Source organism: Pusillimonas noertemannii (assembly GCF_003096595.1).
In the GTDB taxonomy this organism is placed as follows: Bacteria; Pseudomonadota; Gammaproteobacteria; order Burkholderiales; family Burkholderiaceae_B; genus Pusillimonas; species Pusillimonas noertemannii.
This window is the reverse complement of record NZ_QEKO01000002.1, coordinates 655,037-671,613: the sequence shown is the minus strand read 5'-3', so window position 1 is coordinate 671,613 and position 16,577 is coordinate 655,037. Positions and strand designations below refer to the sequence as shown.

The following is a 16,577-nucleotide window of genomic DNA, read 5'->3' as shown; positions in this document are numbered from 1 at the left end:
GCGGCAGTTCGCTATGACGGGGTCAGCGCGACATTGTGAAGAGGGGTGCTGCCGCGGCGCAGAACTTCCAGTTCGAGTAGGGTTGCGCACTCGGGACAATTGAACGCCCGCAGCTCGAGATCGGCGTGCAGCGTTATGTGTTTGCCCGCCTCTTGCGCCGGAACAGCCCTGCCGTGGGCCGCGTCTTTCCAGTTTCGGTCGGCGGGCCCCAGATCGCATCCGCAGCGGCAGCTGAAGCGGCTGGTTCCGTGCGTGGAAATAGGGGGAATCGGCTTCTTGCCCTGGGCTTTCAGGATGGGTTTGACGGGGGCCGTCCCCCCCAGCCGTGCTCTACGAAGTGTCTCCCGCCTGGCCGCGGTGGCGGCCGCATCGACCTCTTCGCTGGTGATCACGACGCCATAGTGCATTTCGGCGGCGTCCTTGCTGACCAGGCCCTTGAGGACGTCCGCAAGCACCTTGCCGGGGTCGCGCAGAAGCGGATCGCCATAGCCACCGCCGCCCTGGAAGGTATACGCCAGAACATCTCCGGCAGCCAGAGACATGTTGCCGGGCTTGGCGCCGATATGCTCCACCCCTTCGTCGCGCATCAATGCTTCGGTTTCTGTATAGGCGTGGACGAGCTCTGCAATATCGCCGGCGTTGCGGCGCAGGAGGTTCTTGCCGCAGCCCCCGGGCATGCCGCCGAACAGGCCGATGGCATTGGGTACCTCGACGCCATGGCCGAGCATCATCGCATGCAGGCCATCCGTATCGTAGGGAGTCACTGCCAGACCCACCCCCGCACCGCCCCGTTGCTCGCCCGGTCCGCCGGTGTCGGGAATGAACGAACGGTACAAGTACAGGTAGGGCCCGTGGGCCTCATTGGCCTCGACGTTGGCAATGGTGGGCCTTGGCACGACATAGTCGCCCGATCCGTCCAGGCCGTCGTGGTCTATGTAGGCGCCGCCGCCCCCGGCCGTCGAGTCGAGAAGGAAGGTGCCGAATGGCTCTCCGTCCCGCCCCCGGCCGGCCAGCGTCATGACCATCATGTGGCCTTTGGTTACCGCTTGTCCCTCCTGGATCAGGTGTGGAGCATGGGCCACAATGCGCGACAAGGCCGCTACCGCGACATTCTGGACTACCCATGCGGCGGAAATTGTTCCCGACGAGGTCGGGGCGGGACGCTTGGCGTTGCACAAGAGCCCTTCCTCGGCCTTTATGGTGATGGGCCGCATCACACCCTCGTTCCAGCGGATGTCGTGGGCAAGAATGGGCAGCACGCCGGTGAAGAGTGCACCCCTGAGCCCGCTCATGGTGCAGTTGATGAAACCCGGGGCCTGCTCCGACGTACCCTCCATGTCGAAAAGCAACGAATCACCTTGCTTCGTGATGGACAGGACCACCTCATAGAGCGTATTGGTGTGGCCGTCATGTTCGAGATAGTCGCGGGCACGGTATACCCCGTCGGGTATCGTCTTGAGACGTTCACGCAGCCGCCTTTCGCTGAAGTCTATTTCATCGTGCATGACCTGCTCCACGGTTTCGGCGCCGTAGCGGGTCAGCAGCTCCTTCAGACGCCTGGCGGCCACATTGTTGGCGGCGATCATGGCTTTCAGATCGAGGCCAAGCAGGTTGGGAAGGCGGGTCATGCCCATGATCATCCGCCACAGATCATCGCGTAGCACGCCTCTTTCGACGATGCGGACGCCCGGAATCAGGACAGCCTCTTGCTGGATCTCCGTGGCGCCTATGCCCCAGCTCCCGAAGCGCATGCCGCCCATGTCGAGCTGGTGCGAGCAGGATCCCGCCCAGGCGACATGCCGGCCTTCGTGGAAGATGGGGGCAACGATCGATACATCAGGCTGGTGAATCGCGCCCTTGTACGGATCGTTGAGAATGAACATATCGCCTTCCCGTATGTCTTCGGGCTTGAAGTCGGCGAGGATGCTTTTGATGACCGTGCTCATCGTTCCCGTATGGAAAATCACTTGCGGGCCCATGGTCACGATAGATCCGTCGGGAAGATACAGCCCATTATTGAAGTCGCTGGCCTCGGTGACGACGGGCGAGCCCGAGACGGCCTTCAGCGTAAGCGCCTGTTCTTCTGTAATGGCCTGCAGCTTGTTGCGGATGACCTCGAAGGTGATCGGGTCGATGGTTGAGGGCTTCATGTTGCGCTCCTTGTTAGGCCGTCACGGATTCGATGGCGAGATTGCCCGCTTCGTCGAGGGAGGCTCGTTGTCCGGCCCCGACGAACACCGCTGTTTCCGGATGCTCGATGACGGCGGGGCCTATGACTTCATGCCCGACCGGCAGGGTCAGCCATTGCCAGATTTGAGCCGATACGGCCTTGTCCTGGCGTGGCTCGTAGATTTCCCTCAGCTTCGGCATGGGGAGCCCGGTGACGGGCTGGGCGGCCAGGTCAGGCTTGCGTGTCCTGCCTATTGCTTTGACGCGGAAAACGCTGAGGTCGATTCTTGCGTCGCTGAAACCAGACCCCTCGCCATAGGCACGTTCATAGGCATCTTCGAACTTCCGCGTCACCGTACTGATCATGTTCGCGTCGACCGTTCCGGAGGGGAACGTGATTGAAAGGTCATTCACCTGCCGGTGATAAAGCATGCCCGCGCTTCGGACGACTTCCGTGTCCTCTTCCTTGATGCCCGCACGGAGTATTCCCGTGCAAGCCTCGCGCTCGAGCTCATTGAAGATTGCGTCGATGCGCTCGGCGGACGAGCTTGCGCAAGGCATCGGTTCACTCAGTTCCACCGATTTATAGATGTCGGACGCCAACGCGCCATAGGCGGAGTGAGCCATGCTGGTCGCGGGGACGATGATCTTCCGGACCCCGAGTTCCGCGCCGAAGCCCGCGCAATGTACGGGACCCGCGCCGCCATAGGCGAACAAGACGAAGTCGCGCGGATCATGGCCTCTTCCTATCGTCACCTCTCGTAAGGTGTCGGCCATGTGATCGTCAACGATTCTTCGTATGCCGGCTGCGGCCTCTTGAATCGACAGACCCAGCGGCTTCGCAATTTGTTCCTCGATGGCTTTGGCGGCGGCCTCCCGGTCGAGCTTCATGCGCCCGCCCAAAAAATTATCGGGATCAATGATGCCCAGCACGACGTCCGCGTCCGTGGTGGTTACTAATTTTCCGCCGCGGCCATAGCAGACCGGTCCGGGTCTGGCGCTCGCGCTTTCGGGGCCTACTTGCAGCAGTCCGTCGTTGACCCGGGCGATTGATCCCCCGCCCGCGCCGATCGCCCTGATATCGATCATCGGCGAACACAGGTGGAAGCCGGCCGCTTCATGATTGACCGACTCCACGGGAACGCCATTGACTATCATAGCCACATCGAAGCTGGTTCCTCCCATGTCGGTCGTGATGACGTTTTCATGGCCCATGGCCAGGGCCAGTTCCAATGAGCCCATGACTCCCCCTGTCGGCCCGCTGGTCACCAGGGCGACGGGCTTCTGGCCGGCCTCGGTAGAGGGCATGACGCCGCCTGCGCTGTTCAATATGAAGAAGTTGCCCCGGAAAGCATGCTCGCGAAGGAGGGCTTCGATTTTGCCGAGGTATGAGACGACCTTGACGGCGAGATAGCTGTTCAGCGCGGTCGTTGCGGTCCGTTCGTACTCGCCCATGACCGGCGCTACTTCGCATGAGAGGCTCACGTATGCATCGGGCGCCTGCTCATGAATGAGTTCGCGGATGCGCTGTTCATGCCGGGGATGCCTGAAGGACCAAAGCAGAGAGACGGCAAAAGTCTCCACTTTTCGGGCCAGCAGCCTTGCGATGCTTTCCCTCACCCCGTCTTCATCCAGGGGCAGAATCACCCGGCCCGCATGATCGACGCGTTCCCGGACCTCTTCGATCAAGTGTCTCGGAACGATCGGTTCGGGATGCCGGCGCTTGCTGTACCAGCCCAGTTGCTCGCTCGGAACGCCCGCAGTGAAACCCTTCAGGCGTTGCAGGGCCAGCGTGTCGCCGAATCCCATCGTGGTGATCAGCCCTGTCGAGGCGCCGTCGCGTTCGATCAGCGCATTCGTCGCTTGCGTGGTGCCGTGCCCGAACGTTACGACTTTGGCCAGCAGTTCCTGCCTGGTCAGTCCGACCGATGCCGCTGCCAGATCTATGGCCTCGAAGAGGCCCTTCTGCAGCTCGCCAGGCGTGGTGGGCGCTTTCGTTGTTGTAACGTGTCCATTGGCGTCCATCAATACCAGATCGGTAAAGGTGCCGCCGATATCAATTCCCAAATACATGGTGTCTCCTCCTCTGAGCGCGCTACCGGTCGTTGGCGGGCGCTCTACAGTTTGGTTTTCTTGCCTAGAATCAGGTCGGCGGCTTTCTCGGCCATCATGATGATCGGGCCGTTGGTGGCTGCGCGCACCGTCCTGGGTATGGCCGAGCCGTCGACCACCCGCAACTGGTCGATGCCGCGTACTCGCATTTGCTCATCCAGCACCGCCATGGGGTCGTCGGCCCTTGCCATCTTGCAGGTGCCGACGGGATGATGCAGGGTGATGGCGGTGCGCCGGATGAATGAATCGACCTCCTCGTCGCGGCATACTGCGGGCCCCGGAGCGAGCTCTTCGGCGATGTATGGACGTAGCGGCGGCTGGGCTCCGATCTCGCGCATGCGCTTTACCATTTCGCGCACCGCGCGGCGGTCGCTTTCGGTGGCGAGAAAGTTCTGTTGGATCCGAACCGGAGCTCTCGGGTCAGGGCTTGCCAGCTGTACGTGCCCGCGGCTTTCCGGAGTCAGGTAGACGCCCTTGATTCCGAATGCGTCGACGTAGGGTTGAATGAAGGGCTTGAGATAAGGGCCGGCCGTCATGGGGGCGGCCGCCAATATCAATTGCGTGTCGGGAAGATCCAGCTCTGGCTGGCTGCGGACCAGCCCGACCGCGGCGGCGGGGATGGCGCCGGAAAGACCTGTGCCAAAGAGCCAAGTGCGCAGCACGTCCATCCCAATACGGTCCAGCCGCATGACGCGATGCAGCGGCCCTGGCGAAGTACGGCGCCACTTGAGATCGCAGACGATGTGGTCGTGCAGATTTCGTCCGACCCCGGGCAGGTTCGCCTGGACGGGTATGCCATGCTCTTGGAGCTGGGCGGGATCGCCGATTCCCGACAGCATCAGCAATTGGGGCGAGTTGATGACGCCCCCCGCCAGGATGACCTCGCGAGCCGCGAATATCTTTTCGGTTTTGCCCTCTCGCAGTATTTCGACCCCAATTGCTTTTTGACCGTCCAGGATCACCCGGCTGACGGTGGAACCGGTTCTTACCGTGACGTTTCCGCGTGCGACCGCGGGACGAAGATAGGCGGATGCGGCACTCCAGCGCCGCCCTTTGCGGATGGTGGCCTGCATCGGCCCGAAGCCTTCGACCGAGGCGCCGTTATAGTCACTGTTGAGCGGATACCCTGCTTGCTGTGTGGCTTGCAGAAACGCATCGACCAGAGAGTCCTGGTAATGCAGGCGCTTCACGACAAGGGGGCCCTCACCACCGCGCAGTGCACTCGCGCCTTCTTCCCAGCTCTCGCTTCGCTTGAAGTACGGCAGTACATCGTCGTACGACCAGCCTGTCAGGCCCAAGTCGTAAGCCCAATGATCATAGTCTTGCCTGGCCCCCCGGCCATACGCCATTCCATTGATGGATGAGCTTCCCCCAATGACCTTGCCGCGAGCGCATTCAATACGTCTTTGATCGAATCCGGGTTCCTGTTCAGTGAAATAATTCCAGTCAAAAAGCCGATTTTTCAGTATCAGGCCCCAGGTAAGGGGGATCTGGATGACGGGAGACCGGTCCGACCCGCCCGCTTCGAGCACCAGGATTCGGGACGTGGCGTCGGCCCCCAGGCGATATGCAACCGTGCAGCCGGCGGAGCCTGCCCCCACAATGATGTAGTCATAGTCCATGGGCTGCGCTCAGTCGAGCTTGAGATTGACGTTCTTTGTATACGTGAACTCCAACAGCTCTTCGAAGCATTCTTCCCTTCCGATGCCGGAGTTCTTGATTCCGCCAAACGGCGCTCCCATGAAATGCTGGCTGGTGTTGTTGATCCACACATAGCCTGTTTCAATCCTGCGCGCCGCCCGGTGGGCAGTGGCCAGGCTTGTCGTCCAGATTGAACCGGTAAGGCCAAACTTCACCGCGTTCACGTCGCGCCATAATTGTTCTTCGTCGTTCCACTTGAATACCGAAAGGATGGGTCCGAACACCTCTTCGCGGGCCAGGTGCATGGAAGCATCCACATCGGCGAAGATCGTGGGTTCGAAGAAGAAGCCGTCTTTCAGATTGGCGTTGTCCGGCTGCTTGCCCCCCGTCACCAGCCGGGCACCTTCGTCCAGAGCAGTACGGACGAAGCCCTGGACCTTCTCGAGTTGGGCGGCGCTGACAAGTGAGCCCATCGTCGTCTCCGGGTCGGTCGGGATGCCCGGTTTGTGTTTGCTTGCGAGCAGCGCGGCCACATCGGCCAAGACGTCATCGTGGATGGATTCGTGCAGAAACACCCGACTGGTCGACCCACAGCTTTGTCCCGACCATGTGAAGTTCATTCCATTGACTATGCCCTGCACCAGTTTTTCCCGGTCGGCGTCTGGGTACGCCACCAGCGCGTTCTTTCCTCCAAGTTCCAGCAGCACGGGCTTCAGATCGTCGGCGGCATTCTTCATCACGGCCTTGCCTGTAGGAACGCCGCCAATCAAGGTAATTTTGCGTACGAGCGGATGTTGGGTAAGCGCTTCGCCGCATTCCCGAGTTCCGCACAAAAAATTCACGACGCCCGGAGGAAAAATACCGCCGATCAGTTCCGCCAGCCGAAGGATGGACAGTGGGGCTTGGTCCGGAGACTTGACCACCACGGTATTGCCTGCCGCCAACGGTGCCGCGATGCGCAGTGCGGCGAACATCAACGGATGGTTATAGGCGACGATTCGGGCGACTACTCCCAATGGCTCGCGTATCGTGTAGTTCAGGTTCTGGTCGCCCATGGGGATGGTCTGGCCCTTTATCTCGGTTGCCAGGCCGGCGAAGTAGTCAATTCCATCCGCGGCGAAATTGGCATCATGAGCCAGGATCGATACTGGGTTGCCGTTGTTCAAGGAGTCGAGCAGAGCAAGCTCCTGGGCGTGCTGGCGCAAGACATCGGCTGCCTGACGCAAGAGTCGTCCCCGGGCTGTCGGCGTGGTTGCCGCCCATGCCGAAAACGCCTGATGTGCTGCTTGTACGGCAGCATCGACGTCTTCGCTGCTGGCCACCGGAACCTCACAGATCGCTTCGTTATAGGCGGGATTGATGGTTTCCGCATAGAGGCCGCGGATAGGCTTGTGCCAACCGCCGCCATAGTAAAGGGCCCGGTGGCTGGGCAGCAGTCCTGATGGGATTTGATGCGTTCGCATTGGAAATGCTCTCCGTGCAAAGAGAATAATGTCGGTTTTTACTGTTGCCGCTGTGATCGCCAGGTGCGCGCGGTAGAAGCGGCCAACGTTGAGGGGAGTGTGTGCCGCTCGCATCCCGCCTTGGGTCTGGCAATGGCAAACATGGGTTATAGGCGCCGTCTCACTCGCAATCTTTCCCTCGACGTTTTTATTTGTGGTCATGGTAGCGTTGGGGTTTAATAGCGTCTAATACAAAGTTTTCCCTGCAAACATAGTTATTTGGCTATATGACATCGGATAATTCACAGTTCGGGTTAATGCGCAGATTCGATTCGCAGTTGACGCTGAAGAAGATCGAGATTTTTTGTCTGGTGGCCGAATTGCAAAGCGTCACGCGGGCGTCGCAACACCTTTTTGTGTCTCAACCTGTCGTCACGGCACATTTGCGCAGTCTCGAAGAGAAGCTGGGCGCGCCTTTGTTGCGCCGCGAAGGGCGGGGCGTTGTGCTCACCCCTGCCGGAGAAAGGGTGTTCAAGTGGGCCAAAGAGATGGTCGCAAAAACCAGGGAACTCGAGCGCGAGCTTGCCGGCGAAATCGAAGTGGGCAGTGGCCGGGCTGTAGTCGCTTCGTCGATGAGCGTGGGTTCTTATTTATTGCCGCCCATTGTGTGTGATTTTCAACTGCAACACCCGGAAGGGCTGGTAGAAGTTGTCATTTCAAACCCGCAGGCGGCGCTCGATGCCGCCCGCACGGGCATTTGCGATTTTTCGGTTCTTATTGTCTCGCCGGACCAGATTACGACGGGGCTTATCGTCGAGCCTTTGTGGGACGAGCCGTTGCTGCTGATGAGCGCGCCCGAGAGCAAATGGGTGGGTGACAGCACCGATCGGGAAGAGATGGCCAGGCTGCCTTTTATCAGCACATCCAATAGCACGGTGATGTATCAGCTGGAAGAAGGCCAACTGCGCCACAACGGTATCCCTTCGCGCAGAATCGTACTTTACCTAGGCCATCCCGAAGCCCAGAAAGAGGCGGTGCGCCGCGACGTTGGCGTATGTTTTTTTACCCGTTCGGCGGTGGAAGAAAACCTGAAACGTGGCGATATGCGCTGGGTGCGCACACCAGGGCTTGAGCTGAGCATCCCGCTTTACACGCTACACCGCGAAGACAAGCACTTTTCGCCGTTCCAGCACGCTCTCAAGGCTTATGTCGAGGCTGCACAGCCTGATGGAATGCCTGTATTGCGCTGATTGAATGTTTTTGTCGCTTTCTAGAGCAGATAACGCGAAGGCCCCGGTTTGGCCAGCGGCGGGACAAGCGCCAGGCTCGGACCTGGCGCTTTGCCGTTCAGTCGCGTCCGGCTTCGATGATGGCCTGGGCCAGGCGCGGCGGATTCGAAAACCAGGTTTCATGGCTGCCCGCGCACTCTACCAGCCTGAACAGGCCAAGGCGCTCGGAAAGGCGCGGGTGCCAGGGCAGGCCATGCGGCAAGGCGATGTCTTGCTGGCAGTTCAGGTACGACTTGCCGATATTCAGCTGGGCCAGCGGCTGCTTCAGGCTAATGGGGTCGATAAAAGTGTGATAGGGATGCGGGTTCAGCTTGGCGTAGCTGGATTGCGCCAGCGCCAGGTCTGCGTCATTGATGAACGCCTCGCGCCAGACTGGAAACGGAAGCATCACCGCGTTGTTGTTCTGGGCGGCGATCGAATCGAACAGCTCTACGTAGTGGGGCGGGACCAGGTCGTTCAGGCACTGGCCGTCGAGGGGAACGAAGGCGTTTACATAGACCAGCCGCTCGAGCCGGTCGGCAATGCGGTCGGCCACGCCCGAGATCACCATGCCGCCATAGCTATGGCCCACCAGGCGTACGTTGTGCAGATCTTTCTCTTCAATGAAGCGTACGGCGGATTCGATGGCGTCGTTCAGGCCCATGGTGCTGCGGTCGTCTTCGGGGCGATTGCCCGCCAGAGTGGGGCAATGAACCACGTGCCCGCTTTCGCGCATGTGCTTGGCGACGGCTTCCATTTCGGCGCCGGTGTGCCAGGCGCCGTGGATGATGACGTAAGTATCTGACATCTTTTGTCTCCTTGTGTGGATTGTTTTTGTTGCGGCTTGCATATTCTTGCACAGGCACAAGGGCTAGGTAACTTTTTCAAGACTTGGCCAGCGCCTCGAGCACCGCCGACTGCATCTGGCCAACCAAGGCGCTGCGGCCCACCGTACGTTCCAGGAAACCCGTTCCTATCATCGCTGCGAAAAGGAGCAAGATCTCGGCCTCCGAGAGCGGTGGCTCTTGCTTTTGCTTCCTCTTTGATGCTCGCGCAGCTTCAGCATGAAACCGGCCGAACAATTCTTCGACGCCTTGGCGATAAACCTGAGCTGTTGTGCTGTCTGTCGGCGAGTTGCCAACCAGCGACGAGAACACCAACATCGGGCAATACTGTTCTGGAGGACGTTTCTTGAAGTAGTGCTGGACCAGGGCGGTGAGCGCCTGAAGCGAGTCGCCGGATTCGCTGCTTTTCGTTATGGCCGCCCACGCCTCGGAAGCCTGCTTGAAAGCCATTGCAAACGCTTCGTCCATTAGCGCTTCTTTTGACTCGAACTGCTTGTAGAACCCGCCGGGCGTCAAGCCCGCTTCACTCATGATGTCTGCAATCGAGACATTCTCGACGCCATACATGCGGAACAGGCGGCAGGCGCTTTCAACCACACGCTGGCGGTTCAGTTGAGCCTGTTCGCGCGAGACTCGGCCCACTTATGCCTCCGTCCTACGCAGGACGACCAGGCGAGGCACCAGGTTCTGGCACGTTTCGCCGTGCTGGTTGATTGTGCGGCATTCAGCCGTCACGATGCCGCGGTCGGGCTTCGAACGCGAGGGCACGATGTCGACAATTTTGCTGACAACGTGCAGAGTGTCGCCCGGCCGGGTAGGCCGAGGCCAATCAATGGCTCCCCCTGCTCCGATGATGCCGCTGCCCAGGGGCAGGCTGTCCACGAGCAGTTTCATCGTGATCGCCGCGGTGTGCCAGCCGCTTGCCGCCAGCCCCTGGAATAGCGAGTTCTTTGCGGCCTCTTCATCGAGATGGAAAGGCTGAGGATCGAAACGGCGGGCGAAATCGACAATGTCTTGCGTTTCAAGCTGGTATTCCGCACTACGGTACTCGGCTCCAACCGCAAGGTCTTCAAGAAACAGAGGTCGGTGCTTTGTCATGTCGAGGTTCTCCGTGTGCGGCCTCCAAACGAAGGCACTGTCAAAATAGATTATAAATATAATCTATTTAGGGAATGACTTGTGCAGACCGGGCCGGGCCGATACGGCATCGGGCATAGTACTATCACCAGAATCGTTGCCGTAACAGACTTTGCATTAAGGCATTTGGCCTATCTCCAATGACCGATACCACTCTCACTGCAGACCCCTCTTCCTCCCTGCTTCCCGAAAGTACTCAGCGCGGCAATATATGGCGGCTTTCCATTGCGCAGGCCTTGGCGGGGGCCAATGCCATCGTGGTGTTCGCCACGGGCTCCATCGTGGGCAATATGCTTGCCCCGACGCCGATGCTCGCCACCTTGCCCATTTCCATATTCGTCGTCGGCATGGCGGCATGCATCCTGCCCGTAGGTGCGATCGCGCGGCGATACGGCCGGCGCACTTCTTTTCTGGTGGGAACCGCAGCAGGCGTGCTTGCCGGGCTATTGGCCATGGTGGCGGTGCTGCAGGCGGGGTTCTGGCTGTTCTGCCTGTCCACCTTCTTTGCGGGAGGCTATGCAGCGGTCGTGCTTTCCTTTCGTTTCGCGGCGGCCGACGGCGTAGAACCCAAGCGGCGTGCGCGGGCGCTGTCGCTGGTCATGGCGGGCGGGGTTGCCGCAGGGGTCGTGGGCCCGCAGCTTGTCACTTGGACGATGGACCTCTGGCCTCCCTATATGTTTGCCGCCACCTATCTGGTGCAGTCGGCGGCCGCCGCGCTTTCGGCGCTTATCCTGCTTGGCGTCCGGCTGCCCATGCCTACCGCGGCCGAGGTGGCGGGCGGGCGGCCGTTGAGCGTCATTGCCAGGCAGCCGCGTTTCGTCGCCGCCGTGGTGTGCGGGGCCGTGTCCTACATGCTGATGAATTTCCTCATGACAGCCGCGCCCCTGGCGATGCATCTGTGCGGGCATTCGCAGGAATCGGCCAACCTGGGCCTTCAATGGCATGTCATCGCCATGTATGGGCCCAGCTTCTTCACGGGCAGCCTCATCACGCGTTTCGGTGCGGGGCGCGTGGCGAGCGTCGGCCTGCTGCTTACCGGCATTTCGGCCGCGGTCGGGCTGGGAGGCATCGATGTGATGCACTTCTGGTGGATGCTGGTGCTGCTGGGCGTGGGTTGGAATTTCGGCTTCCTGGGGGCGTCTTCGCTGGTGCTGGAATGCCATCGCCCCGAGGAAAAGACACGCGTGCAGTCGCTTAACGACTTCATCGTGTTCGGCCTGATGGCGATAGGGTCCTTTTCATCGGGTGGCCTGCTTTCCGCCTATGGCTGGGACATGGTGCTGTGGGTGTCCTTCGTGCCCCTGGTCCTGGCGGTCGTGGCGCTGGCGCTGGCCATGCAAAGAAGGGCGCGGGCCGGCTCGGTCGAGGCCGGCGAGCATCCATGATCGCGCGTCAGCCTTCGGCGTCTTGCTGCGATTTCTCGAGGAAGCGCTGAACCTCGTGGTTGAACCGGGCCGGATCATCCAGATTGACCATATGGCCGGCATCGGAAAATTCGACAAGCATCGCGCTGGGCACCCCCGCTGCGATGGTGCGCGCTATGTCGCGGTAGCCGGCAACGTCCAAGCCGCCGCTCAAGATTAGGCACGGCGCCTTGATTTCGGCAAGATGCGCCGCCGTCAATGAAAACGGGCGCATGGGGTTTTCGTGGGTCCAGTGCCATCCATCGTAGCGTTGTATGGCGCTCCATAGGTCGTCGCGGGCATCGGGACGGGACCTGCTGCCGGCGAACAAGGGATGCTCGAACCAAAAGCGCCTGGTGGCCTCGACGCCGTGGCTTCTGGCGTATGCCTGCGCGGCTTCGGGCGGACGCTCTTCGTTCCAGGCATGGCCGGGAAGCCCAGGCGAGGCCGCCACCAAGGCTCTTACGGCTTGCGGGTGGACACGCGCCAAGTTCAAGGCTACGTTGGCGCCCAGGGAAAGGCCAATGAAATCGGCAGACCGGATTCCCATATGTGCCAGCAGGTGCTGCAGATCCTCGACATGGTCATAGGGGCCCACGGGCCGGGACGAACGTCCGAATCCGCGCATTTCATAGCGTATGGTGCGGTGCGTGCGCGAAAAATGGGCGAACTGCTTGTCCCACATCGCGGCGTCCAGGCCGAAGCCGTGGATGAAGACGAGCGGGTCGCCCGCTCCGGCAACTTCGACCCACAGTTCGCCTTGATCGCCCGGCAGGGCTATATGTTTCCCGATTGCTTCCGTCATGCCGCGGGCGCCGCTTCGGGGTTCTTGAAGACCGGGCGGATCACGCGTTCGCTGATGCGCCACATGCCGTCGTCTTGCAGCACATAGCTGTCTTCGAAGTCGGCCACCATGAAGGCGGAGAGCGTGTCGACGGGCGCCTCGGCGTTACAGGCATAGGATATCCACACGCTGCGGCCCATGGCCTTGCGGCCGTCGTCGCTGAATTGCAGGCGCAGGCCGTCGCCCATGTGGCGAGTGCTGCGGGGACCGCCTTTCTGCCTGCGCTGCTCGAAGAATTGGACAATCTCTTCGGGGCCGGTCAGGGCGCGTGGCCCGCTGATGTAGACGGCATCCTCAGTGAATGCGTCGGCCATTTCCTGGTAGGTTTTATGATCCAGGCAATGGGCCACCCAGGCGTTGAGTTCCTCGATGGCCAGGCGGTGCCCCAGTGTGGCCTCGAGGGCTTGGACGGTATGTCGCTTCATCTCCATTCCACGGGGTTGGACAAGGTGCCAAGTTCCGAGATGCTGACCGAAATGGGCCCGCCCAGTTGATTGAGGTCGATGTTCTGCACGGCCTTGCCCCGGGTGGCGCCGGCCGCTTTCAGCGCGGTGCCCATCGATATGATGTCTCCCGGCTCCAGCGCCATGTAGGTGGAGGCGAAAGACACGACGTCCCGGATCTTGTAGAAAAGATTGGTGGTATTGTCCTCGGTCACCAGCTCGCCCTGATGCTCGCAGCGCACGGTCAGGTCGTGCGGGTCGGCTACGGCCTCTTTCGCGACGACCCAGGGCCCGATGGGGCCGAAGGTATCGGCGCACTTATAGCGGCCGGGGTAGGAAACCCAGGTGTCGACGTATTCGATGGTGCTGGCGTCGCCCTCTTTGGGATGGATGGCGCGGTAATGGAAAGTGTCTTCGCCCCGCATGGTGGGCGAGGTCAGGTCGTTGATGATGCTGTAGCCGAAGACGTGCTCCATGGCGTCTTCCGGCGCGATATCGCTGCCCGCCTTGCCGATGATGACGGCCAGTTCGGGCTCGGGGTGAACCCGCCCGAATTCAGCGCGCAGCCGGATGGGCTGTCCATGCCCTATCAGGGACGACGACGCCTTGACGAACATGGCGGGATGCTTGGGGCCGCTCATGATGCGGTCTTTGTTGGCGCTGTTGTTCAGCGCCACGCACAGCACTTTTCCGGGGCGGGGAACGGGCGGCAGCCAGTGCAATCCATCCATGGGGGTTCCTTCGCGGCCGGCCACGGCGGCGGCGATGCGCCGCCGCATGGCCTCGCCGCCGGCAATCACTTCCAGCATGGTTTTCGGAGCATCGTCCATGACGTCCTCCAGCACCAGGGCCGTGTCGTGTCCCACCCCCGCCACGACGACGTCGCGGTCATTTTTTCTGATTGTTCCGAACTTCACTTTTGCTCCTTCGTAGACTGCTGTTCAAACTGTGGTTCGGTCATGGCCAGTACGCCGCAACCGGTTATCTGGGGACAGGTGTAGTGGTCGTATACCGGCATGGCGTCCGGCGACAGCGCCGCGCGCATGGCGAACCACAAGGAAAGCTCGGCGGCTTCAGTGCCTCCGTAGCGCATGTAGTCCTCTTGGGGAATGGCCATCAGCGCGTCCATTTCCGATGGCAGGGCCTTGAGGAACCGTTGGTCGAACTCCTGGTTGGAGATGCCGAAACGCGCGCCGCTGATCTGATGCGACATGCCTCCGGTTGCAATGACGAGCACGCGTTCGCCGGCATCGCTGGCCTGGACCGCCGCGCGTATTTCCGCGCCCAGCCTGGCAAGGCGCTGCGAGGTGGGCAAGGGATGGCGCACCATATTCACCGCTATGGGCGTGACGGGAATCTTCCAGGGCAGGTCGAACAGGCAGGGGAACCATGAATACACGCCGTGATCGAGCGCCAGGGACTGGCATACCGTCAGGTCGAATTCACTTTGCCTGACCAGGTATTCGGCCAGGGGGATGGCAAAGCTTGGATTGCCCGGCATGTCGGGCCAGGGGCGCCGACCCCAGCCTTCGTCGGCCTGTTCGAACCGGGACGAGATGCCGATGGCAAGGGTTGGATAGGCGTCGAAATCGAAATGGTTCAAATGGTCGTTGTACACGACGATGAGCTGCGTGGGCCTGATGCGCTCGAGCCATTGCCGAACGGGGCTCAGGCCTTCGAACCACGGCCCCCAGCGGGAATCGAAGCCATTTGCCCGGCCGCGGTCATACTCCATTCCCATGGAAGGGGTGTGGGCAATGCCTATGCCGCCTATGATGTGCGCCATCAGTGCATCCCCTCGGGCAGGCCGCTTACTTTGCGCGGGCAGGCCGCCTTCAGGCGCTCGACGTCCATTTGGGCATTGTGCGCGCCGATGTGCCACAGGCTTTGCCCCACCGTCGCGGCCACCTTGAGGACGGCCTGCAAGTGTCCACCCGCCAGCAGCAGGGCGCTCCAGTCGCGTTCAAGCACCAGCCGGATTTCGTCTTCGCTCAGGTGCTGCGCCTTCATGTAGGCCGTCTCGTTGGCCAGATAGCTGCACCGGTTCTCGGGCTTGCGCAAGCTCAGGGCGAATTTGTTCAGGTGATGGCCTTTCAGTGCCAGCTGGGGAGAGAAGATCAGCGTGCCGGGCCAATGCAGGTCGAAGCCCGGCCCTTTCGTCGCGGATTCCGCGGGCGGCGAGGTGTTGTCGATGGTGTTCATGGCTGATGCTCAAACGGGCTGAGTGGGCGGGTTCTCGTGGTCGGCAAGCTTTTTGAGATGCTTGCGCATGGCTACGCCAGCCCGGTCGGCCGCCACCGAGCGCTCATGGAATACGGGTTCGCCGAGCCGAACCTGGGTGATGCGTTCCAGTGCATAGACGTCTTCGTGGAACGCGGCCTTGATGGATTTCAGGATGAACTCGGACATGGCCTGGTCGTGCAGGGCGAAGTCGCGCACCACGGTAAAGTGGTAATGCAGGGTGCCGTCCGATTCGGGAGTGATGATCTGTGCGGTCTTCAGGTGGAAGTCGCGCCGTTGTTCCTGCGGCAGTTCAAGATTGCGCAGCAGCAGTTCCGTATAGGACAGGGCCGGGGAGACATAGGTAGAGGTCACGATGCGCGCGGCGTCGACGCCCGTCATGCCAGTGGGTTCGGCATAGACGGGGGGCAAACGCGTGGGCGCCACTGTGCGCTGTACGATGAACTCTCCGTCGCCTGTCTGGATGTCGAAGGGGGCGCTCGCGTAGTCGGGGGTACCGAAGGTCTTGGCGTGCAGATAGCTTAGATGGGAAAGGTCGAGCAGGTTCTCGTGCAGGAAGACATAATTGGACTTGACGTGCATATAGCCATGCGAACCGGTCCATTCGTCAGAGTCGCGCATCCAGGCTGCGCCGGGAATCTGTGCCGGATCGGCCAGCCCGGGGTCGCCCATCCAGATCCAGACATGGGGCGAATGCTCGACGACGGGAAAGCTGCGCACCGAGATGCCTCCCGGGCAGCGTTCGGGCTGGCTGGGGACGTGGTCACATATTCCCTCGGTGCCGTAGCGAAAGCCATGGTAGCCGCATACGACCTTGTCGTCCTGGATGTAGCCGTCGGACAGGGGCATCGAACGGTGGGCGCAGCGATCGTGCAGGGCCGCGATGCCGTTTTCGGTTCTATAGAGCACCACATTGACGTCGAGCAGGCGCCTGGCAAACAGTTTGCCGGGCGCCAGGTCGGCGCTGAGCGCCGCCACGTACCAGCAGTTGCGGATGAGAGGGGTGGTTTCGTCCGCCATAGAATTGGCGTT

The 16,577-nt window shown here is 61.1% G+C and carries 15 protein-coding genes; 2 read left to right on the top strand and 13 right to left on the bottom strand.

The annotated features are described in order from the left end of the window. Nucleotides 1-11: 11 nt before the first annotated feature. From C7440_RS10290 to C7440_RS10275, 4 genes are read right to left on the bottom strand one after another with little or no spacing between them, the layout of a single operon-like run. Nucleotides 12-2,150: a hydantoinase B/oxoprolinase family protein gene (locus C7440_RS10290; protein WP_116518427.1), complete on the bottom strand. Its 2,139-nt coding sequence runs from the start codon at nucleotides 2,148-2,150 to the stop codon at nucleotides 12-14. A gap of 13 nt (nucleotides 2,151-2,163) precedes the next feature. After that, entirely contained in the window at nucleotides 2,164-4,242 is a 2,079-nt protein-coding gene (locus C7440_RS10285) for a hydantoinase/oxoprolinase family protein (protein ID WP_017524453.1), read from the bottom strand. A 44-nt stretch (nucleotides 4,243-4,286) separates the two neighbouring features. After that, entirely contained in the window at nucleotides 4,287-5,903 is a 1,617-nt protein-coding gene (locus C7440_RS10280) for a GMC family oxidoreductase (protein ID WP_017524452.1), read from the bottom strand. A gap of 9 nt (nucleotides 5,904-5,912) precedes the next feature. Beyond that, entirely contained in the window at nucleotides 5,913-7,385 is a 1,473-nt protein-coding gene (locus C7440_RS10275) for an aldehyde dehydrogenase family protein (RefSeq protein ID WP_017524451.1), read from the bottom strand. A 266-nt stretch (nucleotides 7,386-7,651) separates the two neighbouring features. Between C7440_RS10275 and C7440_RS10270 the strand changes: the two genes are divergently transcribed. Beyond that, on the top strand, nucleotides 7,652-8,614 hold the full coding sequence (locus tag C7440_RS10270) for a LysR family transcriptional regulator (RefSeq protein ID WP_243410880.1): 963 nt from the start codon (nucleotides 7,652-7,654) through the stop codon (nucleotides 8,612-8,614). Between the two features lie 97 nt (nucleotides 8,615-8,711). Here C7440_RS10270 and C7440_RS10265 read toward each other — a convergent pair whose 3' ends face one another. From C7440_RS10265 to C7440_RS10255, 3 genes are all read right to left on the bottom strand, one after another. Next, on the bottom strand, nucleotides 8,712-9,440 hold the full coding sequence (locus C7440_RS10265; RefSeq protein ID WP_116518426.1) for an alpha/beta hydrolase: 729 nt from the start codon (nucleotides 9,438-9,440) through the stop codon (nucleotides 8,712-8,714). Nucleotides 9,441-9,516: 76 nt separating this feature from the next. After that, nucleotides 9,517-10,119 carry a TetR/AcrR family transcriptional regulator gene (locus tag C7440_RS10260; RefSeq protein ID WP_116518425.1) on the bottom strand — a complete coding sequence of 201 codons (603 nt, stop codon included), beginning with the start codon at nucleotides 10,117-10,119 and terminating at the stop codon, nucleotides 9,517-9,519. Beyond that, nucleotides 10,120-10,575: a MaoC family dehydratase gene (locus C7440_RS10255; protein WP_116518424.1), complete on the bottom strand. Its 456-nt coding sequence runs from the start codon at nucleotides 10,573-10,575 to the stop codon at nucleotides 10,120-10,122. 179 nt (nucleotides 10,576-10,754) lie between these two features. On the opposite strand from C7440_RS10255, the gene C7440_RS10250 reads away from it, so the two are divergent. Continuing rightward, nucleotides 10,755-11,999 carry an MFS transporter gene (locus tag C7440_RS10250; RefSeq protein ID WP_116518423.1) on the top strand — a complete coding sequence of 415 codons (1,245 nt, stop codon included), beginning with the start codon at nucleotides 10,755-10,757 and terminating at the stop codon, nucleotides 11,997-11,999. Between the two features lie 7 nt (nucleotides 12,000-12,006). Here the strand turns inward: C7440_RS10250 and C7440_RS10245 are convergent, their stop codons facing one another. Genes C7440_RS10245 through C7440_RS10220 form a run of 6 tightly spaced genes read right to left on the bottom strand, consistent with a single transcriptional unit; the run spans nucleotide 12,007 to nucleotide 16,565 of the window. Continuing rightward, complete coding sequence (locus C7440_RS10245; RefSeq protein ID WP_116518422.1) at nucleotides 12,007-12,822, bottom strand: alpha/beta fold hydrolase; 816 nt, start codon at nucleotides 12,820-12,822, stop codon at nucleotides 12,007-12,009. After that, nucleotides 12,819-13,286, bottom strand: coding sequence for a nuclear transport factor 2 family protein (locus C7440_RS10240; protein WP_165832528.1), 468 nt, complete (start codon nucleotides 13,284-13,286; stop codon nucleotides 12,819-12,821). Before C7440_RS10240 ends, C7440_RS10245 begins: the two co-directional genes overlap by 4 nt. Beyond that, a complete protein-coding gene (locus C7440_RS10235) occupies nucleotides 13,283-14,221 on the bottom strand; it encodes a fumarylacetoacetate hydrolase family protein (protein WP_116518420.1) in 939 nt (312 codons plus the stop codon). Before C7440_RS10235 ends, C7440_RS10240 begins: the two co-directional genes overlap by 4 nt. After that, nucleotides 14,218-15,090, bottom strand: a complete 873-nt coding sequence (locus tag C7440_RS10230) for a DODA-type extradiol aromatic ring-opening family dioxygenase (RefSeq protein WP_116518419.1) — start codon at nucleotides 15,088-15,090, stop codon at nucleotides 14,218-14,220. The genes C7440_RS10235 and C7440_RS10230 overlap by 4 nt, the downstream gene beginning before the upstream one ends. After that, entirely contained in the window at nucleotides 15,090-15,506 is a 417-nt protein-coding gene (locus C7440_RS10225) for a protocatechuate 3,4-dioxygenase (protein WP_116518418.1), read from the bottom strand. Before C7440_RS10225 ends, C7440_RS10230 begins: the two co-directional genes overlap by 1 nt. A gap of 9 nt (nucleotides 15,507-15,515) precedes the next feature. Beyond that, the gene (locus tag C7440_RS10220) at nucleotides 15,516-16,565 is read right to left on the bottom strand and encodes an aromatic ring-hydroxylating oxygenase subunit alpha (protein ID WP_165832527.1); all 1,050 of its coding nucleotides are present in this window, start codon (nucleotides 16,563-16,565) and stop codon (nucleotides 15,516-15,518) included. Nucleotides 16,566-16,577 lie beyond the last annotated feature (12 nt).